Origin of the sequence: Streptomyces sp. NPDC002680 (assembly GCF_042889145.1) — a bacterium.
Classification (GTDB): domain Bacteria; phylum Actinomycetota; class Actinomycetes; order Streptomycetales; family Streptomycetaceae; genus Streptomyces; species Streptomyces adonidis.
Map to the genome: position 1 here is coordinate 252,631 of NZ_JBIAQP010000017.1, position 21,841 is coordinate 274,471.

Here is a 21,841-nt window from a genome sequence, read left to right on the forward strand (position 1 = left end):
CACTTCCAGGAGCCGCAGCCCACCCCACGGGAAGCCTCATGCGCACCATCGTCCAGATCACCCCCTACTACCCCCCGCACCTGGGTGGGCTCGAGCGCGTCGTCTCCAACCTGGCGCGGGAACAGGCCAAGCGGCACGACGTACGAGTCCTGACCACCGCCCTCGGCTTCCCCGACGCGCCGCGCGTCGCCCGGGAGGAGGGAGTCGTGGTGCACCGGCACCGAGCCGTGGAGGTGGCACACACCGCCGTCGCCCCGGGCCTGGCCGCGCACCTGGCCCGGCTGCCCCGCGACGCCGTGGTCCACCTGCACTGCGCGCACGCGCTGCTGCCGGAGATGGTCGCCCTCGCCGCCCGACTGCGAGGTACCCCCTTCCTGCTGCACTTCCACCTCGACGTGGACGCCTCCGGTCCGCTGGGCGCCCTCCTTCCGCACTACAAGGAGCACGTCTTCGGCCGCGTCCTGCGGTCCGCGGCCGGTGTCATCGCGCTGACCGACACCCAGGCGGCCTTCCTCACCGGCACATACCGGGTGCCCGCGGACCGCGTCCACATCGTGCCCAACGGCGTGGCCGAGGCGTATTTCATGCCGGTCCGTACGCCCGCGCCCGGACCTCTGAAGCTGCTGTACGTCGGCCGGCTCGGCGTCCAGAAGAACGTGGCCCGGCTGCTGGACGCCCTGCACCTGACACGGGAGGACGTACACCTGCGGATCGTCGGCGACGGCGAGCTGCGGGGCCGCCTCCAGGACCAGGCCGACCGGCTGGGCCTGCGCAACGTCGAGTTCAGCGGCGGGCTCCTCGGCGGGGACCTCGTCAAGGCGTACGCCGACGCGGACGCCTTCGTGCTGCCGTCGGACAAGGAGGGGATGCCGCTGGTCGTGCTGGAGGCGATGGCGGCCGCGCTGCCGGTCGTCGCCACCGACGTACCCGGCACCCGGGAACTGGTCGGGGACACCGGCCTGCTGGCCGCGCCCGAACCGGCCGCCCTCGCCGAGGCGATCGACGCCCTCGCCGCCGACCACCCGCTCAGGACCCGGCTGGCCCACGCCAGCGCCGAACGCTCCCGCGACTACTCGTGGGAGACCGTTGCCCGGCTGGTCGAGGACGTCTACGTCAAGGCGGGTCTGTGACGACGAAGGAGACCCTGGCCCTGCGCATCCGCGAGCCCGCCCCCCACCAGCCGTCCGACCCGGCCGACCTGTCCGCCCCGTCCGACGAACGGCCCGCCTGGCGCAGCCGTGTGGCCCGCGGCCCCCTGTTCCACCGGCGATTCGCCGTTCTGCTCAGCCTCGCCCCCGCGACCGTCGTCGAGCTGCTGCCCCAGTCACCCGCCGCGCTGCGCACCCTGGCCGGGCTGTGGCTGCTGTTCGGCGTCCCCGTGCTGCTGTGGCGGGGCGTCGCCGCGCGCATCGTGACCACCGGAACCGCCACGCTGCTGCTCTCGGTCGGTTTCACGGTGATGACGGACATCGTGGTCGCGCTCGCCGTGAACACGGCGCTGCCGCCGCTCGGCGTCGAACGCCCGCTGACCCGGCTCGTTCTGACGATCGCCACCGCCGCCGCCCTCGTCGTGCTCGGCGTGCTCGCACCGGAGCCGCGACGGCCCGAGCGGCCACCAGGAAGAGGCCTGTTCGCCACACGGGGCGTCAGACCGGTCGCCGCCGTCGGCGGGATCGCCCTCGTCCTCGCCGTGGCCGGGCCGATCCGGCTCAACAACGGCCTGGGAGGCGCCGTCAGCACGGTCGCCATGGTCGTCGTCGCGGCACTGATCGCCCTTCTCCTGCTGCGCCGGGGCCGCTACCCGGTGCCCGTCCTGGAGTTCGGCCTGTACTGCGCGTCGGCCGCGCTGCTGCTGCTCACCTCGCTGCGCGGGCAGTACATCACCGGCCACGACATCCAGAAGGAGTTCCTGTACTTCCGGCTCGCCCTCGGCGGTGAGCACTGGGACATCAGCACGTACACCGACCCGTACAACGCCTGTCTGAGCATCACCCTGCTGCCGGTGAGCGTCTTCCAGCTCACCGCGCTCTCCGAGACCGTGATCTTCAAGGTCGTCCTGCCGCTGCTGTTCGCGCTCACTCCGGTGCTGGTGCACCGTGCGGTGCGCAACGTGGCCCCGCGCGTGGTCGCGCTGATGTCGGCGGTGTACTTCATCGTCTTCCCGACGTTCTTCACCGACATGCCCTATCTCGGACGCCAGGAGATCGCCTTCCTGCTGCTGGGCTGCGCCATGGTCGTGCTCACCGACTCACGCGGACCGCTTCGGCTCCGCCGGATCGTGTTCGTGGTGCTGCTGGCCGGCATCGTGCTGTCGCACTACTCCACCACCTACGTCGTCGTCGGCACCCTGGCGATCTCCTTCCTCCTCGACAAGGCGTGGCGGCTCGCGTCCCGGCGGGGTCGGGAACGATGGCGGCGCAAGCGGCGCGAGGACCGGATGCGCTCGTTCCTCACCTGGTGGGTGGTGGCGGTGCCGGCCGTGCTCGCCCTGGTGTGGGCGGGCCCGCTCACCCACACCGGGGGCCAGACCCAGCGCACCCTCCACGCGGTGGCGTCGGCCGTGCTCGGCGGCGAGTCGGAGTCCGGCTCGTCGGACACCGCCTACAGCATCTTCGGCGGCGCCAAGGTGCCCGCCACCGAGCGGCTGAAGCAGTACAAGGCGGAGCTGCTGAAGCAGACAGCGGCGGAGCGGGCGAGCGGGGACTACCTGCCGCTGAAGGAGATCGAGGGCCTGTCCACACCCGTGGTCCCGGTCCCGGACATGAAGCTCACCGCCGCCGGACGGGTGCTCGACGGGCTCGGCATCAGCGTGCCCGGGCTCAACGGCGGACTGCGGCAGGCCGCCGCGCTGTTCTTCCAGGTGATGGCGATGGCCGGGTTCGCGGTCGCGCTGTGGGCGCGCCGGTCCGCGTTCCATCCCGTGCGCGACCAGGTGACGATCGCCGCCGGCGCCTGGTGCATGGTCGCCGTCTTCACCCTCGTACCGCAGCTGTCCGTGGACTACAGCCTGCTGCGCGCCTTCCAGCAGGGGCTGTTCTTCTTCGCGCCCTTCCTCGCCACGGCCACCCTGTGGGCACTGCGCTGGGCCGGCCGCCGCACGGTGCCCCTGGCCTGTGCGCTGCTGGCCGCGCTGCTGCTCGATCTGTCCGGGGTGGTGCCGAAGGTGCTGGGCGGCTATCCGGCGCAGCTGCAGCTGTCCGGCTCCGGCCAGTACTACGCCATCTACTACCCCCACGCCGAGGAGCGCAGGGCGGCGCTCTGGCTCGACGCGCGCATGGGCGACGAGGGCGGCGGACTCGTGCAGACCGACCGGTTCAGCTACAGCCGGCTGCAGGCGCTGCTGACCCGTCCGACGCTCGCCGACGTGTACCCCGCCGCCCTGCGCACGGATTCCTATGTGCTGCTCGGCACCACGCCCACCCGCACCGGCGAGGTGACCGTGTTCTACGGGGGCGACCTGATCACGTACCGGTACCCGATGGACGTCCTGGACTCCCGGGACCTGATCTACAGCAACGGGGGAGCGGTGATCTACCGATGAGCGCACGACCGCTGAGGATCCTGCTGGTCAGCCACTACTACCCGCCGCACGTCGGCGGCATCGAGAACGTGGTGCGGTGCGAGGCCCAGGGCCTCGCCGCGCAGGGCGTCGACGTGACCGTCCTCACGAGCGGCGGCCGCTCCTCCGTCACCGTCGAGGAAGGCGTACGAGTGGTGCGGGTCGCCGCGTGGAACGGCACCGAACGCCGGGCCGGGGTGCCCTTTCCGCTGTTCTCGCCCCGGCTCCTGACGGCCGCGCTGCGGCTGGCGCGCCGGGCCGACGCCGTGCACATCCACGACTGCCTGTACCTGAGCTCCTGGGCCGCGGGCCTCGCCGCGCGGCTCACCCGCACCCCCTACGTCCTCACCCAGCACGTGGCCGTCGTCGAGCACCCCTCGGGTCTGGTCCAGGCCGTCCAGCGCACGGTGTACGGCGTGGCCGGCCGCGCCCTGCTGCGCGGCGCCCGGGCGGTGTTCACCCTCAACGCCTCGGTCGCCCGGTTCGTACGGGCCCACGGCGCCCCGGAGCACCGGGCCCACCACCTGGCCAACGGCGTGGACACCGACCGCTTCCGGCCGGCCGCCTCCGCCGCCGAACGCACGCTCGCCCGTGAGCGGTTCGGCCTGCCCCCCGACCGGGTCCTGGTCCTGTTCGCGGGCCGGCTCGTCCCCAAGAAGGGGTACGACCTGCTCCTCGCCGCCCACACCCCCGACGCGGGATACGACCTGGTCCTCTCCGGGGGCGGCGACGCCTCCGCCCTCGCGGGCCGCCCCGGCGTCCATCATCTGGGCGCCCTGTCGCAGCAGGCCGTCGCCGACGCCTATCGCGCCTGCGACGTCTTCGCGCTCCCCTCGACCGCCGAAGGCTTCCCCCTCACCGTGCAGGAGGCGATGGCGTCCGGGCTGCCCGTCGTCACCACCGACGACCCCGGTTACGCCCCCTACCACCTGGACCGCGACCGGGTGTCCCTGCTGCCGCGCGAGGTGCCCGCGCTGGCCGCCGAACTGCGCGCCCTGGCGGCGGACCCGGAGCGCCGGACCAGGATGGGCGAGTACTCCCGCACCTATGCGGAGAAGGCGTTCGCCTGGGACGACCACGTACGGACCCTGCGGGACCACTACCGCGGCCCCGGTGAGCGCCGATGACGGACGTCACCGCCTCCGTCCCGGTCGCACGCGGAGGCGCACGCGGGCGCGGGCGGCACCGCAGCCCGGGCGACCGCATCTACCGCAGCTCCTTCTTCCTGCTCGTCTCCACCGTCGTCACGGCCGGTCTGAGCTTCGTGTTCTGGGTCGTCGTCGCCCGTTTCTACACCGCCTCCCAGGTCGGCCTCGCCACCTCGCTGATCTCCGCGACCTCGCTCCTGGCCACGTTCAGCCTGCTGGGGCTCAACAACACGCTGATCCGGTTCCCGGCCGAGCGGGAGGCGCGCAACGCGCAGATCAGCCAAGCCATGCTGCTGGTCGCCGTCGTGGGATGCGGGGCGGGCGGGATCTACCTGCTCGGGCTGCCGCTGTACGGCGCCAAGCTGGAGTTCGTCCGCGACGACTGGGTGTCGGCCGCCGCCTTCGCCGCCTTCTGCGGCTGCGCGGCCACGAGCATGCTGGTGAAGTCGGTCTTCAACGCGGCGCGCATCCCCGAGTACAACGTCCTGATCGACGGACTGACCCAGGGCGCCGCCAAGGTCGCCGTCCCGGCCGTCCTCACCGGACTCGGCGTCTTCGGCATCGTGGCCTCGGCGGGCGTGGGCTACGCGGTGACGGTGGCCGTCGCCCTGCTGGTGCTCAGGCGCCGCCTCGGCTTCCGGGCCGATCTGCGCACCCGCGGCACCCGGCTGCGCGAGAAGTTCCGCTTCTCGGTGGCCAGTCACGTCTCCAACCTGGTCAACCTGGCGCCGGTGCTGGCGACCCCGCTGATCGTGCTGAACCACCTGGGCGCGGCCCAGGCCGGCTACTACTTCGTGGCATTCCAGATCGCGGCCATGCTGAACGCCGTCTCCACCGCCGTCGGCGAGGCCGTCTTCACCGAGGTCTCGCACGAGGAGGCCCGGTTCCGCGAACTGATGCTGCGTTCGGCGCGGATCATCGCGGCCGTACAGGTGCCCGCCGCCGCGGCGGTGGTCGTCGGCGGGGGACTGCTGCTGCGGATGTTCGGCGCGGGGTACGCGGAGCACGCGCGTCCCCTGCTGACCGTCCTGGCGATCGCCGCCCTGCCCGTCGCACTGAACACCTGGGCCTGTTTCGCCCTGAAACTGGCCCAGCGCATGCGCCACCTGATCGCCGCCAACACCGTCATGGCCACCCTGTCGATCGGCCTGAGCGCGGCCTTCGCCGACCGCGGACTGGTCTGGGTCGGTTATGCATGGGCCGCGGGCAACGCCGTGGCCGGCGTGTTCGCCACGGTGAGCCTGGTACGGGGGCAGGCGATGTCGCCGAACACCGCCTCCCCCTCGGCGGCCCCCGCGACGGCAGCGGGCGGTGCGGCGCCCGGCGAGTTCAGTAGCCGCCCCTACTTCGATCCCTATGCGGCCGACGATCCCTATGCGGCGGACGATCCCTATGCGGTCGACGCCGCCCCCTACCCGTCCCACCCGACCGGGCCGTCCTTGCCCCGCTCCCGTTCCGAGAGGCCAGCCCCTTGAACATCGTGGTGATCAACGCGTACGTCCGTGAGAACGCGGGTGACGCGGCGCTGCTCTCCGTCTGCCTCCGCCACGTACAGGAGGCCTTCCCCGATGCCGACGTCGTGATCGCGGGGATGGAGGACGCGGCCGTGCACCCGGAATTCGAGGGCGTGCGGAACATCGGCTCCATCCGCCGCCATGTTGCCGACGGCACCGTCGCACTGCCCCGCCGCCTCCTGCGCAAGGCGCTGCTGGGCGTCGCCGGCGTCGCCGCCGTGACGCTGCCCCGCCCCCTCGCCCGCGTGGTGCGGCGAGTGCTGCCCGCCGAGGCCCGGCGTGAGGCCGAAGCCGTGGCCGGGGCGGACCTGGTGGTGTCCATGGGCGGCGGCTACGTCCTGGCCCGCCCCGGCCTCGACGGCTACCAGAACGTCTTCTTCGTCCTGCTCCCGGCGCTGCTCGCCCAGAGGGCCGGTGTCCCGGTCGTCTGGGCCCCGCAGTCCTTCGGCCCGTTCCCGGCCGCCGCCCAGCGCCGGCTGGTCGGCCGGGTCATGCGCCGTTCCGCCGCGGTGCTCGCGCGTGAGGACGTCAGCGTGGGCGAGCTGCTGGCGTGCGGTGTCCCGGCGGACCGCGTCGAGCGTGCGGTGGACGCCGGCTTCGCCTTCGAACCCGAGCGGCGGATCGACTGGCGGGCCCGGATCGGCGTCGGCCCGGACGAGCGGCTGGTCGGCGTCACCGCCCGCCGCTGGCTGGCCCCCGCGGCCCAGGAGCGCTACGAACGAGAACTCGCCCGTACCATCGACGCCGTCCAGGCCACCGGCGCCCGCGTGGTGCTCATCCCCCAGGTCAGCACCGACTACCTCGGCGACGACGACCGTATCTGCGAGCGCAGGATCGCCGGACACTGCGCGAGCGGCCCGCTGATGGTCGACGAGGTCGTCGACTACCGCGACCTCAAGGGCCTCTACGACGAGTGCACGCTGCTCATCGGCACCCGCTTCCACTCGGTGATCTTCTCGCTCACGAGCGATGTCCCGTGCGTGGCCATCGAGTACGAGCACAAGACCCGCGGAATCATGGCCGATCTCGGCCTCGGCGAGTGGGTCGTACCCATCGCCGACGTCACCCACGACAAGCTCTGGGCGCTGGTGGAACCGCTCCTGAAGGACCCCGCCCCGTACCGCGGGATCCTCGACGCGAACCTGCCCGGCTACGTCGCCCGAGCCCGGTCCCTGCCCGCCCGACTGAGGGAGGCGGTGTGACCAAGCGGGTCGGGCGAAGCCCACGCCGGTTCGTCAGCGCCCAGAAGGGGCGCGGGGCTGTGTTCAACTTGCGGCTACCGCCGCGTGGGCGCGACCAGCCGCCATGGCGCCGCAGCCGGACGAGCGCCAGTCGCGGCTCTTCCAGCGGAGCGCACGGCCGCCGTACGGTCGCGATCGTCACGCCGTACTACCCGCCGAAGATCGGCGGGGTGGAGCAGTACACCGCGCGTCTGGCCGCCGCCGTCGCGGCCGATCCCGGTCTGCGCGCGGTGGTGATCACCACGCACCTCGACGGAGGACTGCGCACCCGTGTCACCACCGAGGACGGCGTCCGGGTCGTACGGCTCGGCGCCTGGCTGAAGCTGTCCAACACCCCCCTCAGCCCCCTGTGGCCACTGCAACTGCGGTACTGGCTGCGGCGGACCGGCGCCGACGTCGTCAACGCGCACGCGCCGGTGCCCGGTCTGGGCGACCTCGCGATCGTCATGGCCGGCCGCCGGCCGACCGTGCTGACGTACCACGCGGGCTCGATGCGCAAGGGCGGGCCCGGCAGCGGCACCGCGGACCGGCTGATCGGCCTGTACGAGAAGGCCCTGCTGCCCCGGGTCTTCGCCCGCGCCCGCCGTCTGGTCGCCGTGTCACCGGTCTCCCTGGCCGAGGGCCGACCGCACGCCGTGCGCATCACACCGGGCGTCGACACCGACCGCTTCACTCCGGGCGAGCCCAGCTCGCGGCGGGCCCGCACGATCGTGTACGTGGGGCGGATGGACCGCTCCTCGGCGTGGAAAGGCGTCGACGTGCTCGTACGCGCCTTCGCACGGCTCGCCGGCGACGTACCCGACGGGCGGCTGCGCCTGGTCGGTGACGGAGACGCCCTGCCCGGCCTGCGCGACCTCGCGGACGAACTCGGCGTCGCCGACCGGCTGGAGACACCGGGCGCGCTGAGCGGCGCGGCCCTGACGGACGCGGTGCGCACGGCCGCCGTCCTGGCACTGCCGTCACTCACCGAGGCCGAGTCGTTCGGCATGGCACTGGTCGAGGGCATGGCCTGCGCCACGCCCGTCGTCGGCTCGGCCGTCGGCGGCATCCCCCACGTCGTCGCCGACGGCGAGACGGGCCTGCTGGTTCCCCCCGGCGACCCGGACGCCCTGGCGGCGGCGTGCACCAGGCTGCTGGCCGACGGGGACCTCGCCGACCGGATGGGGAAGGCTGGCCGGCAGGTGGCCGAGGAGCGCTACGCCTGGCCGCTCCTGACAGCCCGCTACCTGGACCTGTTCCGAACCCTCTAGCGCTGCTTCTTCTCCTGTTTCTCCCGGTAGGCACGGATGGCCTGCTCCAGGGCATCGAAGGCGGGCTTGCGCCGGCCGTCGTAGTACGTCAGCCCGTAGTGCTGCGACTTGCGGCTGGACGAGGTCTCGGGCTCCCCGTCCTGGTACGAGAACCAGAACACGACCTTCACCGAGGGGATCGCCGCTGACGCGGTCACCGTGTCCCTGGCGATCCTGGCCTGCAGCGCCGGGGTGACATGCGCGGTGTCCCGGGCGGACTCGTTGTCCGCCGCCCTGCCCCGGGACCAGGTGGGCGCGCCGGTCTCGGTGAGCCAGATCGGCATGCCCCGCTCCCCGTACCGCGCGAGGACGGCGACGAGGTTGTCCTTGGTGCGGTCGATCTCCTCGAAGCGAGTACCGGTCGCGGTCTTCGTGCTGGGCAGCAGGGGATAGGTGTACGGGTGGTACGAGATGGCGTCCACCTGCTTCAGAGCTCCGAGCCGGCCCAGCTCCGCGAGGAACGTCTGGTGGGACACGTACTGCTTGGACGGCTGCGTGTCCACGGCGGCGAGCCCGCCGAGCAGCAGGTAGGCATCGGGGTCGACGGAGCGGATGGCGGGAGCGGTCGCGGTCAGCAGCGCGGTGTAGCGCGCGGCGTCGGGGCCGGTCTTCCAGAACGGCTTGATGTTGGGCTCGTTCCAGATCTCCCAGGTGTGCACGCCCTTGGGCGCGTACCGCTCGGCGGCCTGCCGCGCGAACTCGGCGAACTGCCCGTCGTCGGCGGGCGGGCATGCCTGGCTAGTGTTCGCGCAGCTCGGGTCGGCGGCCCAGCGCGGGGTGTAGGAAAGGGTGGGCAGGACGTCGAGCCCGCGGGCTCGGGCCGAGTCCACCACACGGTCGAAGCGCTCCCACGCGTACTGGCTCGGAGAGTCGGGCTGGATGTTCCGCCACGACAGGTCCACCCGCAGCCAGCGGACACCCAGCTCCACGGCGTCGTCGAGGGCCTTTGCCCGCTCCGCGTCCGTCATCCAGGTCAGGGTGTCGCCGAAGGAGAGCCCGAATCCCAGCCCCTGGTCGCGGGTGCCCTCCGACGCCGAGGCGGCCGGCCCCGGCACGGACGCCGACGCTCCGATGCCGGCGTCAGGCGTACGCGACGGAGAGCCGACGCCGGTCAGGACCGCCATGGCGGCCACAGAGCCACCGAGCACGGCGACGGAGACGAGTGCGCCGACGAGACGTCGTTTTATCCCCGATGCCCCCGAACGTTCCGCGCGGCGCGAGCGCCGGCGTCCGGGTACAGGTGATATGGGCTGGTGAGACACCCGCGCAGCTTAATCGTGCCATCGACCCCAGAGCAGAAATCGTGTCGATGCCGTAACGGACCGACTCACGACCACCACCCGACCGGGCCCTCGCACAGCCGTCGCCGACCGTCAGGAGCAGACAAGTGTCGCCTGGTGACCATCAGGTGACCGCTGTCCGCCAGGTGCTTTGTGGAGTCGCAGGAAATGATTGGGGGAGCGTCACTGCCAGCAACCAGCAACCAGCAACCAGCAGCCGACGCACCGCGCGAAAAACCCCGACCGCACCGGAAGGAATCTCACGCCATGACCGCGACCGCGACCGCGCCCAAGGCTCCGACCGCACCAGGGGTGCGGTCCTGGTGGGGAATCCCGTACGCCACCGCCGAGCGGTACCGCCGCCCCGTGGTCGCGGACTTCGATGCGGACCGCCCTTATGACCGCAAGGGCGTCGCCCCCGTCCAGCCCGACAGCGGCGACTGGCTCGAAGCGGACAGCGGGACGGGCGAGGACTGCCTGAACCTGAACGTGTGGGCCCCCGAGCAGCCGGCCGGGAAGACACTGCCGGTGGCCGTGTACATCCACGGCGGCGGATTCGAGTTCGGCGCGAACACGCAGACCACCTCGAACGCCGCCGGTCTCGCCGCGACGGGACGCGTGGTGAGCGTGTCGGTCAACTACCGGCTCGGCGCACTGGGCGCGCTCTCGCTCTCGCAGTACGGCGGGCCGCTCGCCGAGGCCGGCAACCTGGGCCTGCAGGACGTCATCGCCGCGCTTGCCTGGGTCAGACAGAACATCGCCCACTTCGGTGGCGACCCCGACGACGTCACCGTCTTCGGCCACAGCGCGGGCGCCTACTCCACCCTCGGGCTGCTCGGGGCCTCCTCCGCGGACGGCCTGTACCGGCGGCTGGCCGGGTTCTCCGGCGCGCCCTCGCGTCTCGTCCCGGCCTGGTGGGCCGAGGAACTCGCGCAGCGGTTCGTCACCGAACTCGGTGTCGCGGGCACCCCCGACAAGCTGATCGATCTCGACACGGCCTCCCTGGTGGCCGCCCTGCGCAAGGTCTGTCCGACGGATCTCGGAGTCCGTGGCGGGATGGACAACCAGAGCCTCGGCGTCGTCCTGGACGCCGAACAGCCCGGCGGGGTGCTGCACGCCCACCCCCTGGAAGTCCTGGCCTCGGGCTCGCACCGGGACGTCGACGTCCTCCTGAGCACGGCCAGTGACGAGATGGGCTGGTGGGTGGCGAACGACCTCGACCGGTTCGACCCGCATACCGTCGACCGCGTCACCGACGAATTCGCGGGGTGGCGCATTCCCCGCTCCCGCGCCAGGAGGATCGTCGACACCTACGACCAGGGCGGCCGCACCCCCGCCGAGGTCCGCGCCGCGTCCCTGACGGACTACATCTTCACGCTCCCCGCCGCTCGCGGTGCTCTGGCCCACGCCGCCGCGGGCGGCAACGCCCGTCTCCTCGTGATCGGGCCCGCCGAGGGCGCGCCCGCCGTGCACGGCACCGAGATGTACGCCCTGGTCGGCCAGGAACAGCCGGGCCGCAGCCCCGAACAGGCCGACCGTGACACGCGTGTCCGCGACATCGTCCTCGACTTCGTCACTGGCGAGCAGACCCGCCTGTGGCCCGCCGTCACGGACCGGCCCACCTCGGGAAGTGTCGGCAACCCTCCCTACGAGCCCAGCGCCCGCTACCAGGCGGTCCTCGACCTGTTCGAGAACATCGCCCGCCCCTGACGGCCACCGGGCGATCCGGAACAACGCACCTGGGGGCGAGCACAGACAGGGAACTCGACATGGGCCGACCGACAGCAGCCGTCCACGCCGCACCGGCGACGATGCGGGCCGTCGTCGTCACCCGGCCCGGCGGCCTCGACGCACTGGAGATCAAGGATGTGCCGGTGCCCGTACGCAGGCCCGGCTGGGTACGGATCAGGGTGAAGGCGTTCGGCGTCAACGAGTCCGAGGTCACCACCCGCAAGGGCGAGTCGGACGCGGAGGTCACCTACCCGCGTGTGCCCGGCATCGAGGGCGTCGGCGTGGTCGATGAGGCCGACGAGGACAGCGAACTGAGGCCGGGACAGCAGGTGGCCACGATGATGGGCGGCATGGGCCGCTCGTACGACGGCTCGTACGCCCAGTACGTGACCGTCCCCGCGGCGCAGGTCATCCCGTTCGAGACCGGCCTGCCGTGGGAGGTCGTCGGTGCGCTGCCGGAGATGTTCCAGACCGCCTACGGATCGCTGACCACCGGCCTGGACCTCAAGGCCGGGCAGACACTGCTGATCCGCGGCGGCACCTCCACGGTCGGGCTGAGCGCGGCCACGATCGCGAAGGACCTCGGAGCCACCGTGCTGTCCACCACCCGCAGCCCGGAGAGGGCCGGGGCACTGCGGGCCGCGGGCGTCGACCATGCCCTCGTCGACAGCGGCACGATCGCCGACCAGGTGAGCGAGCTGATGCCGGAGGGTGTCGACGCCGTACTGGAGCTGGTGGGCTGCTCGGTCCTCGCCGACACCCTCCGCACCGTCCGCCGGCACGGCACGGTCTGCTTCACCGGAGCCCTGGCGGGCCAGTGGACGATCCCCGACTTCACCCCGTTCATGATCCCCAACGGGGTGCGGCTGACGTCCTACGGCGGTCAGGCCGCCGACCTCCCGGCCGACGTCCTCGCCCGCCAGTTGCAGGCCATCGCCGCAGGGAGCCTCGAAGTCCCGGTCGCGAAGGTCCACCACGGCCTGGAACAGGTCCGTGCCGCCCAGGCCGACATCGAGTCCGGCACCACACCGGGCAAGCACGTCGTCGTCCTGCCGACGATCACTCCAACAACACCCCAGAGGGCAGAACCCACATGAGAATCCGACTGACCGCCGGAGAAACCGTCCTCGACGCAACCCTCGACGACAACGCGACGGCACGCGACTTCGCCTCACTGCTTCCGCTGACGCTGCGGATGAACGACCTGTTCAAGCGCGAGAAGTACGGTCACCTGCCCCGGTCGCTCGCCGCAGGCGGTGAGCCGCGGTCCGGCTACGAGATCGGCGACATCGCCTACTGGTCACCCGGTCCCGACATCGCCGTCTTCTATGCCCACGACGGCCAGTCCATCCCCGACCCTGGCATCATCGTCCTCGGCGAGATCGGCTCGGGGGCCGATGCCTTGAAGAAGTACGACGGCACGGTCGACGTCACCATCGAGGCCGTCGACTGAGACCCGGCCGGAAGCCGCCGAGATCGTCAACCGGGATCGTCAATCAGGGAGAGGAGGGGGGACGGTCGTGGCCTCGCCGGCGGCGAAGGCGGCCGGGGTGAGACCGGTGCGGTCGCGGAAGAAGCGGCCGAAGTTCGCGGGGTCGGTGAAGCCGAGGTGGACGGCCACGGTCCGGGCGTCCCACCGGGCAGCTCCCAGCAGGCGCCGGGCTTCCAGGAGGCGTCGCTCGTCGATGAGTTCACGTACCCCCTTGCCGGTGGCGTCCCGGGCGGCACGGCTCAGGGTGCGGACCGAACAGCCGAGCAACTCGGCGTAGTCCGCGGCTTGGTGCAGCTCGCGGAAGTGCAGCTCCACGGCGTCCAGGAAGCGCCCGTACCTGCCGGCACGGCCCGTGCCGGCCGTGGCCGTGCCGATGGGGGCGATGCCCGGGGCGTTGGCCAGGCGCAGCAGCAGCGATTCGAGCAGGCTGCGCCGCAGGGCGTGGTGGATGCCGAGGGGGCGGCGCCCCAGCGCGCGGTGTTCGTCCAGGAGCTGGAGTGCCGTCTGCTGGAGCCAGGCGGTGTCGTCGGGGTGCGGGCTGAGCACGGCAGGGGCCTCGTGCGCGGTGAGCGGGGCCAGGAGACGGGCGAGGTCGGGCCGCAGCACGTCCGGTTCGAACAGGATGAACGGGCCGCGGGCCGCGCCGGGCGGATGCCAGCACTGCGCGTGCCCGGGACGCACCCACAGCCACTGGCCGGGGGCGACGGTCCGCGTGACGTAGTCGACGTCGTGCCGCAACTCACCCTCGGTGACCAGGATCAGATAGTGGAAGGTGGCACGGCCAGGACGGGGCGGGTTCCACGGCCAGTCGTTGTGCTGGGCGAAGAAATCCTCGACGGTACTCACCTCGAGGCCGTACGGAGTACCGACCGGGGGCTGGAAACCGTACAGCGGAACCGCGGCTGGTCCGGCCTGCTCGCTCGGCCCGCTCGGCCCGGAGTGTCGCTTGTCGACCATCACGTGTCCGCAGCCTACCGCCCTTCCCGTCGGCTTCGACGCAAGGATGGGACGTGCCGAACCCGCCGATCAGCGTCCTGGGGCGAACTTGGCACACGGCGAGTAACCGACGACGACAGCAAAGACGACAGCAAAAAGGCCCGGGTCGATGACCTGGGCCTATGCCATGGAGCGGGTGACGAGAATCGAACTCGCACTCTCAGCTTGGGAAACTATGACGCTTGGGCCGGTACATGGCTTCTGACCTGCGCGGATTCGTTCTGCCGCTGCAGACGTGAGCGCTTGGTGGCACCGCTGTTGACCGTGATTGTCCGCTCTTACGGGCACGCGGTGGGCACGGGGCGACCCGCAGTCGGGTTGTGCAGCGTGGGGATCTGACAGGTGGACCCATGAATGTTGGTGACGTATTCTTCTATGTACATCGCCAACATTGCGTGGGAGGCACGGTATGTCCGTGACCCAGATCGACATCGACGACGACGCCCTGGAGCGCGCCATGGCTCTGGCTCATGTCCGGACCAAGAAAGAGGCGGTCAATCTCGCTCTGAACTTCTACGCCGAGCAGCAGGAGCGTGCGGCGCGTATCAGCCGTCACTTCGAGCGTGCGCGTGAGTGGGGTGCGGTCGAGGACGCCGAGCGGCTGCACCGGGCGGAGAAGGCCAGCCGGTGATCTACCTGCTCGACACGTCCGGCCTGGTCCGGCTGCTCCGCGATCCAAAACTGCAGTCGGCCTGGTACGACGCGATCGACGCCGGGGCCATCGCATCCTGCTATGTGCAGCGCGCCGAGTTCCTCCACAGTGCCCGGAACGGACGCGAGTACGACGAGATCACGGAGATGTTCACCGACCTCTACCCCGATGCGGCCGTACCGAAGAACGCGGGGCGCTGGATCGGTGGGGTACAGCACCGTATGGCCCGGTCCGGAGAGCATCGCAGTGCCTCGGCGGTGGACCTAGTCATCGCCGCGACCGCAGCCCACCACGGACTGGCTGTCCTGCACGACGATGCCGACTACGGCACTGTCGCCCGGCACGCATCCGACCTGACCGAGCACAACATCCACGACGTGGTCTGAAGGATTTCCGCCGTGCCTGCGTCAGGCGAGGGTGGCGCACCATGACACGGAGCACCGCCAGACGCGGCCGACGGGCCTGACACAGCGAAACCCCAGGCCGGCGGTACCTTTCGGGGTCCGAAACGGTGAGCCTGCCATAACCACCGAGGACTCGTGCCCTCCATATGCCCGATCTTCGTGGACCCACAGACAGGCACCCGGCAGAGAACCCCCACGAACAGACCAGCCCCAGGCCGCTGACCTGGGGCTTCAGTAAGAGCGGGTGACGAGAATCGAACTCGCACTCTCAGCTTGGAAAGCTGCGGACATTTGGGGCTGGTCCAGGCGTTGACCTGGGCGAACGATCGGAGTGCGGCCTCGTTGGGCTCGGCTGCTTTCACCGTGGGTCCCCGCTGCCTGATGGTTGTGGTCGGCGTGCCAAATCACCTCACCGGCCGGTCTACGACATCACCTCACCGGCCGGTCTACGACATCCGGGGCTGGCCCTTGGGAGCGGTCCGGCCAACTGAACTCGGGCATTGACCAATCATGTTCGGAACGTCGGAAGTTGTCGACGCGCGTGCGTAAGGCTCCTACTCCTACTCCTGCTCGTTGGAGGCAGTTGACGTTTCGGAGACCTCTTGCTTCGCTGCCGCTCGTAGAAGCCAAGGGTGTCGGGAGCGTGGTACTCCCCGAACTGGCGCGGAACCTGACCCGGGCCCAAACACAAATCACCGGACCAAACGCTCAGTCAGGGGTCTCGACTTCTTGGGTGAGCGTCCGAATGAACTGGACGATCACCTGCGATCCCGTCTCGCACACCAGCCAAGGTCCACGGCCAGGCCCGAGACGGCCTACGTCCGCTGCGTGTGCTGGGCCGGGGCTGACGACTGGCGGCTCGCGATGGCGTGCAGAGCGTCATGACACGGAGGGGCGTGTCGTCGTGCAGGGGCCGACCGACAAGCGGAAGCCGACGCCGCGTACGGCCTGGATGGTCAGGGCATCGCCGAACTTGTGCCGCAGGGCGGAGACGTGGGTGTCCAGGGTCTTGGTGGGGCCGAACCAGTTGGCGTCCCAGACCGAGGACATGATGGTCTCGCGGGTCACCAGCACGTCGGATTGCGCGGTGAGGAAGGCGAGCAGGGCGAACTCCCGGGGTGGCAGGGCGACTTCGACCCCGTCGAGGAAGACCCGGTGGGCCTGTCGGTCGAGGACCACACGGCCGTAACGGTCGGGTGTCCGTGCGGGCGCGGGCAGGTCGATCACCACGCCGGGCCGGCCGGGTTCGAAGGGTTCCGGAGCGGGTGGTGGGGCGCTCGCGCGGCGTCGCACCGCGCGCATACGGGCGATCAACTCCCGTATCAGGAAGGGTTTGACGAGGTAGTCGTCCGCACCGAGTTCGAGGCCGACGACCTTGTCGGCCTCGCTGTCCCGGGCGCTGATCATGATGACGGAGACATCGCTGTCGGCGCGCAACTGTCTGCAGACGTCCAGGCCGTCGATGTCCGGCAGCCCCAGGTCGAGCAGCACCATGTCCCAGGCTTTCCCGGCGCGCAGGGCGTCCCGTCCGGTGGCTGCCAGGTGCACGGTGTGGCCGTAACGCTTCAGGCCGCGTTCCAGCGGTTCGGCGATGGCAGGGTCGTCCTCGACGAGAAGTACGTGCATGTCGGTTCCTCGCGGTCCGTCATTCGGTGGGGGGTTGGGAGGGAGGGGCCGGCAGGGGGTAGCGGAGGGCGTACGAGTCCGGATTCGTAGGCGAAGATCACGGCTTGGACGCGGGCGCGGGCTCCGATCTTGGTGAGGATTCTGCCGACGTGGGACTTGACGGTGGTCGTGGCGATGGAGAGCTGTGCGGCGATCTCGGCGTTGGACCGGCCGGAGGCGACGGCGGTCAGGACGTCGCGTTCGCGTTCGGTCAGGTCCTCCAGCCGGCCCTTGGGGACCGGTACCGCGGGGCGGGGGCCGTAACGGACGGCGTGGATGAGCGCGCCGGCCAGGCGCGGGGAGACGACGGCGTCTCCGGCGGCCACGGCGAACAGGGCCGCGACCAGGTCGTCGGGGGTGACGGTGGCGGGGAGGAAGCCGGCGGCTCCGGCGCGCAGCACGTCGTAGGCGTGCTCGTCGCGGTGTGCGGAGCTCAGGACGAGGACGCGGGGCGCTGTGGAGCCGGGGGTACGGGTCTGTCTGAGGCGGCGGACGGTCGTGGTGACGCCCGTGGCGGGCAGGCCGCTGCCGAGCAGGACGACGTCCGGTCGCAGGCGTTCGTGCATACGGGCTGCCTCGGCGCCGGTGGTCGCCTCGCCGGCGATGGTCAGGCCGTGGCAGGAGCCGAGGAGGGTGCGCAGCCCGAGTCGGTGCAGGGCGTGGGGGTCGGCGAGGAGGACGGTGATCATGCCGGACTGCTCCAGTGTGGGGAGGGGTGTCCACCGGGTGGCGGGAGCGGTGTGCGGTGTGCGGGGTGCGCGAGGGAGGTCCGGTCGGGCCCGGGCACGGGCGGGGTGCGCGCGTGCCCGGGGGCGTCGACGTACGGGTCAGACGTGGACGGGCTGGGGGTGGTCGTCGCTCCCCGGTCCCGAACCCGGTTCCGGGGCGGTGGACTTGGCGAGCCCTTCACCCTCGACATCGACGTTGGGCAGGATCCTGTCGAGCCAGGCGGGCAGCCACCAGGCGGACTTGCCGAGCAGGGCCAGTACGGCGGGCACGATCGCCATGCGGACGACGAAGGCGTCGAAGAGGACGGCCACCGCGAGGCCGAAGCCGATCGTCTTGATCATGGCTCCGCTGGCGCCGATGAAGCCGGAGAACACGGCGATCATGATGATGGCAGCGGCGGTGACCACGCGCCCTCCGTCGCGGAAGCCGGTGAGGACGGCCTGTCCCGGCCCTTCGCCGTGGACGTATGCCTCCCTCATCCGGGTGACCAGGAAGACCTCGTAGTCCATGGCCAGTCCGAACACGATGCCCACCATGAAGATCGGCATCAGGCTCATGATCGGCCCGGTCTCCTCCACTCCGATCAGGCTCGCGAGCCAGCCCCACTGGAAGACGGCGACGACCGCGCCGAGGGCGGCGAGGACGGAGAGCAGGAAGCCGAGTGCGGCCTTGAGCGGGACGAGGACGGACCGGAAGACGGCCATCAGCAGCAGGAAGGCGAGTCCGACGACCAGGGCCAGGTAGGGGACGAGGGAGTCGTTGACCTTCTGGGAGAAGTCGACGTTCACCGCCGTCTGGCCGGTGACCAGCAGCTTCGCGCCGGTGTCCTTCTCGATGGCCGTACCGGTGTCACGGATGTGCTCGACGAGCTTCTCGGTGGCCTCGGAGGCGGGCTTGGACGACGGGACGGTCGTGATGATCGCGGTGTTTCCGGCCTGGTTGAAGCGGGCCGGGGCGACGGCGGCCACGTCGTCGAGCTTGCCGATCCGGCTGACCACCTCGTCGGCGGCCGTCTCCGGGTCGTCGCTCTTCGCCGCGTCGACCACGACGACGAGCGGGCCGTTGAAGCCCGGGCCGAAGCCGTCGGAGAGCAGGTCGTAGGCGCGGCGCTGGGTGGTGTCGGTGGGCTGGGCGCCGTCGTCGGGCAGGCCCAGGGTCATGGAGGCCGTCGGGATGGCGATCACCCCGAGGCCGACGATGCAGGTCAGCAGGACGGCGACCGGACGCCGGAGCACGAACTGCGCCCAGCGCACGCCCATCGGGGGCTTTATGGGCTTGGGGGACTCCGGGGACTTCGCCGTGACGTTCGCCTCGGCGGGCTCCTTCTTGCCGGACCTCCTCTTGGAGAGCACCCGGTCGCCGGCGAAGCCGAGCATCGCGGGTACGAGGGTGACGGCGATGATCACCGCGATGGTGACGGATCCGGCGGCGGCGAAGCCCATCTTGGTCAGCATCGGGATGTTGACCACGGCGAGTCCGGCCAGCGCGATGATCACGGTCAGGCCCGCGAAGACCACCGCCGACCCGGCGGTGCCCGTGGCACGGGCGGCTGCCTCCTGCCTCGGGTGTCCCTCGGCGAGTTCGGACCGGTAGCGGGAGACGATGAACAACGCGTAGTCGATACCGACCGCCAACCCCAGCATCAGGGCCAACACCCCTGCGTTGTCGCCCAGTTCGAGGGGCGAGTTCAGCGCGGCGAGAGTGAGGAAGCCGATGCCGACGCCGATGAGCGCGGTCAGCAGCGACAGTCCGGCGGCGACCAGGGAGCCGAAGGTGATGACCAGGACGATCGCCGCGACGATCACGCCGATGACCTCGGCGGCGGCGCCGTGGGACGCCACCTTGACGGCGTTTCCGCCGGCTTCCACGGTCAGCCCGGACGCACGCGCCTGTTCCACGGTCTTGTCGAGCGCGTCGTGGGAGTCGGAGTCCACCTCGGCCGCGGTCACCTTGTAGGTGACGGAGATGTACGCGGTCGAGCCGTCCTTGCTGACGGCCCTGGCGGTGTACGGGTCGACCGCGGAGGCCACCTGGTCGGAGCCGCTCGCGATCTCCTTGGTGACCTTCTGCACCTCGGCCTTGTTGGCCGCGGTGGTCATCGTCTGTCCCTCGGGAGCCTTGAAGACGATCCGGGCGGTCGCTCCGTCCGAGGCGGAGCCGGGGAACCGCTGGTCCAGCAGGTCGAACGCCTTCTGGGACTCCGCGCCGGGCAGCGTGAAGGGCAGCGCCTTCGTAGCCGGCGCGCTGAGGGCGGCGATGATGGCCGCGCCCAGCAGGGCGAGCCAGACGAGGAGGACGACGGGGCGCCGCCGGAAGGAGGTGTGCCCCAGTCTGTACAGGAATGTTGCCATGGTGGTGCTCTCTCGGTCAGGTCGTTGGGAACGCCCGTCAGGGCATGAGGGCGTGCAGGGGTACGCCGACGACGTGAGCGGTGCGCGTCAGGTGGGGGTGGGGGGTGTGTTCAGCCGTGCGGGGGCACGGCGAGAAAGGGAGGGGCGCCTAGGTCACACGGCCGTCATTGGCCGGAGTGCAGGGCGCGGGACGCCTGCGGCACGGGGAGGCCGGGGCGGGAAAGGTGTGCGGTACGCGCCGACGGTGGGGGAGGTCGGTGCGTGAGGACCCGGATCGTGAAGACCCGGATACGGGTGGGTCAGATACCGAGTGCGGGGAAGACCAGCGCTTCCATGTTCCGTCTGAGGTCGTCCTGGGTCATCGCCGTGTCGCTCATCAGCGGGCGGGCGAGGATCAGGCTGACCAGCATGGACGGGACGAGGTCCAGCGCCGGGTTGTCCGGGGCGACCTCGCCTCGTTGGACGCCGCGCCGGAGGATGGCGCCGATGTCGTCGAGGGCCGGGTTGAGCCTCACCTCTCTCAGGGTGCGACGGAGTTCGGGGTTGTTGTAGATCGCGTGGCCCACGCTCAGTTGCAGAGCGGCGTCCCGCGCGAGTTGGTTGTCGTCGGCCTGCTCCACCATCACGTACAGGTCGCCGCGCAGTGAACCGGTGTCGATCAGGTCGATCCGAGTCGGCCTGCGGAACTCCACGGCCGCGGCGACCAGTTGCGGCTTGCCGCCCCAGTCGCGGTAGAGGGTGGCCTTGCTGAACCGTGCACGGGTGGCCACGGCCTCCATCGAAAGGGCCTCGTATCCGACCTCTTGCAGGAGGTCGAGCACGGCGTCGTAGAGCTGTGCCGCGCGGAGCGGGGTGAAGCGGCTGCCCCGAGCGGTGGACTGCTCGGTCATGACCTGCTCCTTCCCTGTGCAAAACGGTGCCGTTTTCTTTGGACGGCATCAGATTAGCGAGACCGCGAAGAAAACGGCACCGTTTCCTAAGTGACGTGGGTCACATATCATTGGCGGTGTCTTCGCTCTCGGAGAGCGGGCCTTCCGGGTCGGCCGCGAAGGTCGTACAGATACCGGTCGCGGCGTCGCACCAGCCACCGTCCGGCCCGGTTTCGACGAGCAGCAGCGACGCGGGGGCCGGGGGTGTGTCAGCCATTGGTCTGCTCCCATGCCCGGTCGATGGCATCGGCGTACTGGGGAAGGCCTGCTGTACCGGGAATGGCCAGGCGGTTGCCGAGGACCGTGAAGGGCACTCCACGGGCGCCCAGGGCCACCGCGGCGGCGTGATCGGCCTGTACGGCGTCGGCGTAACGGTCGGTGGCGAGCACGTCGCGGATCTCGTCGGCGGGGATGCCCAGTCTCCCGCCGAGGCGGATCAGCGTGTCGTGCCCGAACGCGTCGGGGTTTCCGCCGAACAGTTCGGCCTGCATCGCCGCCATGTACCGCGCGCCGACGCCGTGTTCGTTGCCGAGGTGGACCAGGCGCAGCATGTCGAGGGTGTTGCGCACCGGCCGGTCGAGGACGTAGGGCAGACCGTCGGCGGCGGCCTGCCCGGCGACCTCCTTCTCCATCGCACGCGCCTGGTCGGGAGTGACCCCGAACTTCTCGACCCGGTACTCCGGGATCCAGGTGACCCGGGTGGGTACGTTCGGGTCGAGCTGCCACGTGTGCATCCTCACCTCGATGCGGGCCGCGTACGGGGACTGCGCGACCGCGGTGCTCAGCCGGTGCTCGCCGACGTAGCACCAGGGGCAGAGCACGTCCGCCCACACGTCGATCGTCAGTTGAGGGGATGTCATC

19 protein-coding genes are annotated in these 21,841 nt (G+C 70.9%); 11 read left to right on the forward strand and 8 right to left on the reverse strand.

Annotated elements, in window-relative coordinates; translation table 11 throughout:
- Positions 1-38 precede the first annotated feature (38 nt).
- From ACFYXF_RS37565 to ACFYXF_RS37590, 6 genes are read left to right on the forward strand one after another with little or no spacing between them, the layout of a single operon-like run.
- Positions 39-1,130 (forward strand): glycosyltransferase family 4 protein, encoded by a 1,092-nt coding sequence (locus ACFYXF_RS37565; RefSeq protein ID WP_389356448.1) that lies wholly within the window; start codon positions 39-41, stop codon positions 1,128-1,130.
- Positions 1,127-3,541 carry a hypothetical protein gene (locus tag ACFYXF_RS37570; RefSeq protein WP_389356449.1) on the forward strand — a complete coding sequence of 805 codons (2,415 nt, stop codon included), beginning with the start codon at positions 1,127-1,129 and terminating at the stop codon, positions 3,539-3,541. Before ACFYXF_RS37565 ends, ACFYXF_RS37570 begins: the two co-directional genes overlap by 4 nt.
- The gene (locus tag ACFYXF_RS37575; protein WP_389356450.1) at positions 3,538-4,686 is read left to right on the forward strand and encodes a glycosyltransferase family 4 protein; all 1,149 of its coding nucleotides are present in this window, start codon (positions 3,538-3,540) and stop codon (positions 4,684-4,686) included. Before ACFYXF_RS37570 ends, ACFYXF_RS37575 begins: the two co-directional genes overlap by 4 nt.
- A complete protein-coding gene (locus tag ACFYXF_RS37580; RefSeq protein WP_389356451.1) occupies positions 4,683-6,182 on the forward strand; it encodes a lipopolysaccharide biosynthesis protein in 1,500 nt (499 codons plus the stop codon). Before ACFYXF_RS37575 ends, ACFYXF_RS37580 begins: the two co-directional genes overlap by 4 nt.
- Before the next feature lie 5 nt (positions 6,183-6,187).
- Positions 6,188-7,423, forward strand: coding sequence for a polysaccharide pyruvyl transferase family protein (locus tag ACFYXF_RS37585; protein WP_389356480.1), 1,236 nt, complete (start codon positions 6,188-6,190; stop codon positions 7,421-7,423).
- On the forward strand, positions 7,420-8,712 hold the full coding sequence (locus tag ACFYXF_RS37590; protein ID WP_389356452.1) for a glycosyltransferase family 4 protein: 1,293 nt from the start codon (positions 7,420-7,422) through the stop codon (positions 8,710-8,712). Before ACFYXF_RS37585 ends, ACFYXF_RS37590 begins: the two co-directional genes overlap by 4 nt.
- Here ACFYXF_RS37590 and ACFYXF_RS37595 read toward each other — a convergent pair.
- On the reverse strand, positions 8,709-9,875 hold the full coding sequence (locus ACFYXF_RS37595) for a cellulase family glycosylhydrolase (protein WP_389356453.1): 1,167 nt from the start codon (positions 9,873-9,875) through the stop codon (positions 8,709-8,711). The two genes, ACFYXF_RS37590 and ACFYXF_RS37595, sit on opposite strands and share 4 nt — an antisense overlap.
- 423 nt (positions 9,876-10,298) lie before the next feature.
- On the opposite strand from ACFYXF_RS37595, the gene ACFYXF_RS37600 reads away from it, so the two are divergent.
- From ACFYXF_RS37600 to ACFYXF_RS37610, 3 genes are read left to right on the forward strand one after another with little or no spacing between them, the layout of a single operon-like run.
- The gene (locus tag ACFYXF_RS37600) at positions 10,299-11,741 is read left to right on the forward strand and encodes a carboxylesterase family protein (RefSeq protein WP_389356454.1); all 1,443 of its coding nucleotides are present in this window, start codon (positions 10,299-10,301) and stop codon (positions 11,739-11,741) included.
- 59 nt (positions 11,742-11,800) lie between these two features.
- A complete protein-coding gene (locus ACFYXF_RS37605) occupies positions 11,801-12,859 on the forward strand; it encodes an alcohol dehydrogenase catalytic domain-containing protein (RefSeq protein ID WP_389356455.1) in 1,059 nt (352 codons plus the stop codon).
- A complete protein-coding gene (locus ACFYXF_RS37610) occupies positions 12,856-13,215 on the forward strand; it encodes a cyclophilin-like fold protein (protein WP_389356456.1) in 360 nt (119 codons plus the stop codon). The genes ACFYXF_RS37605 and ACFYXF_RS37610 overlap by 4 nt, the downstream gene beginning before the upstream one ends.
- Positions 13,216-13,254: 39 nt before the next feature.
- Here the strand turns inward: ACFYXF_RS37610 and ACFYXF_RS37615 are convergent, their stop codons facing one another.
- On the reverse strand, positions 13,255-14,100 hold the full coding sequence (locus ACFYXF_RS37615; protein ID WP_389356457.1) for a helix-turn-helix domain-containing protein: 846 nt from the start codon (positions 14,098-14,100) through the stop codon (positions 13,255-13,257).
- A gap of 559 nt (positions 14,101-14,659) precedes the next feature.
- Here ACFYXF_RS37615 and ACFYXF_RS37620 point away from each other — a divergent pair.
- Positions 14,660-14,881, forward strand: a complete 222-nt coding sequence (locus tag ACFYXF_RS37620; RefSeq protein ID WP_389356458.1) for a type II toxin-antitoxin system VapB family antitoxin — start codon at positions 14,660-14,662, stop codon at positions 14,879-14,881.
- Positions 14,878-15,288: a PIN domain-containing protein gene (locus tag ACFYXF_RS37625; protein WP_389356459.1), complete on the forward strand. Its 411-nt coding sequence runs from the start codon at positions 14,878-14,880 to the stop codon at positions 15,286-15,288. The genes ACFYXF_RS37620 and ACFYXF_RS37625 overlap by 4 nt, the downstream gene beginning before the upstream one ends.
- Before the next feature lie 897 nt (positions 15,289-16,185).
- On the opposite strand, the gene ACFYXF_RS37630 is transcribed toward ACFYXF_RS37625, so the two are convergent.
- The 6 genes from ACFYXF_RS37630 to ACFYXF_RS37655 all read right to left on the reverse strand — a co-directional run bounded on the left by ACFYXF_RS37630 (position 16,186) and on the right by ACFYXF_RS37655 (position 21,840).
- On the reverse strand, positions 16,186-16,932 hold the full coding sequence (locus ACFYXF_RS37630) for a response regulator transcription factor (RefSeq protein ID WP_389356460.1): 747 nt from the start codon (positions 16,930-16,932) through the stop codon (positions 16,186-16,188).
- Entirely contained in the window at positions 16,872-17,660 is a 789-nt protein-coding gene (locus tag ACFYXF_RS37635) for a LuxR C-terminal-related transcriptional regulator (protein WP_389356461.1), read from the reverse strand. Before ACFYXF_RS37635 ends, ACFYXF_RS37630 begins: the two co-directional genes overlap by 61 nt.
- A gap of 138 nt (positions 17,661-17,798) precedes the next feature.
- Positions 17,799-20,051, reverse strand: a complete 2,253-nt coding sequence (locus tag ACFYXF_RS37640) for an MMPL family transporter (RefSeq protein WP_389356462.1) — start codon at positions 20,049-20,051, stop codon at positions 17,799-17,801.
- A 299-nt stretch (positions 20,052-20,350) separates the two neighbouring features.
- The gene (locus tag ACFYXF_RS37645; protein WP_389356463.1) at positions 20,351-20,941 is read right to left on the reverse strand and encodes a TetR/AcrR family transcriptional regulator; all 591 of its coding nucleotides are present in this window, start codon (positions 20,939-20,941) and stop codon (positions 20,351-20,353) included.
- 100 nt (positions 20,942-21,041) lie between these two features.
- Positions 21,042-21,197, reverse strand: a complete 156-nt coding sequence (locus ACFYXF_RS37650; protein ID WP_389356464.1) for a hypothetical protein — start codon at positions 21,195-21,197, stop codon at positions 21,042-21,044.
- Entirely contained in the window at positions 21,190-21,840 is a 651-nt protein-coding gene (locus ACFYXF_RS37655) for a DsbA family protein (RefSeq protein WP_389356465.1), read from the reverse strand. The genes ACFYXF_RS37650 and ACFYXF_RS37655 overlap by 8 nt, the downstream gene beginning before the upstream one ends.
- Position 21,841: the final 1 nt, after the last annotated feature.

What these genes read in the sequence shown, in the direction of transcription:
- ACFYXF_RS37655 (WP_389356465.1), bottom strand. Translation starts at nt 21,840, where the DNA reads ATGACATCCCCTCAACTGACGATCGACGTGTGGGCGGACGTGCTCTGC.
- ACFYXF_RS37650 (WP_389356464.1), bottom strand. Translation starts at nt 21,197, where the DNA reads ATGGCTGACACACCCCCGGCCCCCGCGTCGCTGCTGCTCGTCGAAACC.
- ACFYXF_RS37635 (WP_389356461.1), bottom strand. Translation starts at nt 17,660, where the DNA reads ATGATCACCGTCCTCCTCGCCGACCCCCACGCCCTGCACCGACTCGGG.
- ACFYXF_RS37565 (WP_389356448.1), top strand. Translation starts at nt 39, where the DNA reads ATGCGCACCATCGTCCAGATCACCCCCTACTACCCCCCGCACCTGGGT.
- ACFYXF_RS37620 (WP_389356458.1), top strand. Translation starts at nt 14,660, where the DNA reads ATGTCCGTGACCCAGATCGACATCGACGACGACGCCCTGGAGCGCGCC.
- ACFYXF_RS37610 (WP_389356456.1), top strand. Translation starts at nt 12,856, where the DNA reads ATGAGAATCCGACTGACCGCCGGAGAAACCGTCCTCGACGCAACCCTC.
- ACFYXF_RS37575 (WP_389356450.1), top strand. Translation starts at nt 3,538, where the DNA reads ATGAGCGCACGACCGCTGAGGATCCTGCTGGTCAGCCACTACTACCCG.
- ACFYXF_RS37645 (WP_389356463.1), bottom strand. Translation starts at nt 20,941, where the DNA reads ATGACCGAGCAGTCCACCGCTCGGGGCAGCCGCTTCACCCCGCTCCGC.
- ACFYXF_RS37630 (WP_389356460.1), bottom strand. Translation starts at nt 16,932, where the DNA reads ATGCACGTACTTCTCGTCGAGGACGACCCTGCCATCGCCGAACCGCTG.
- ACFYXF_RS37580 (WP_389356451.1), top strand. Translation starts at nt 4,683, where the DNA reads ATGACGGACGTCACCGCCTCCGTCCCGGTCGCACGCGGAGGCGCACGC.
- ACFYXF_RS37640 (WP_389356462.1), bottom strand. Translation starts at nt 20,051, where the DNA reads ATGGCAACATTCCTGTACAGACTGGGGCACACCTCCTTCCGGCGGCGC.
- ACFYXF_RS37595 (WP_389356453.1), bottom strand. Translation starts at nt 9,875, where the DNA reads ATGGCGGTCCTGACCGGCGTCGGCTCTCCGTCGCGTACGCCTGACGCC.
- ACFYXF_RS37600 (WP_389356454.1), top strand. Translation starts at nt 10,299, where the DNA reads ATGACCGCGACCGCGACCGCGCCCAAGGCTCCGACCGCACCAGGGGTG.
- ACFYXF_RS37605 (WP_389356455.1), top strand. Translation starts at nt 11,801, where the DNA reads ATGGGCCGACCGACAGCAGCCGTCCACGCCGCACCGGCGACGATGCGG.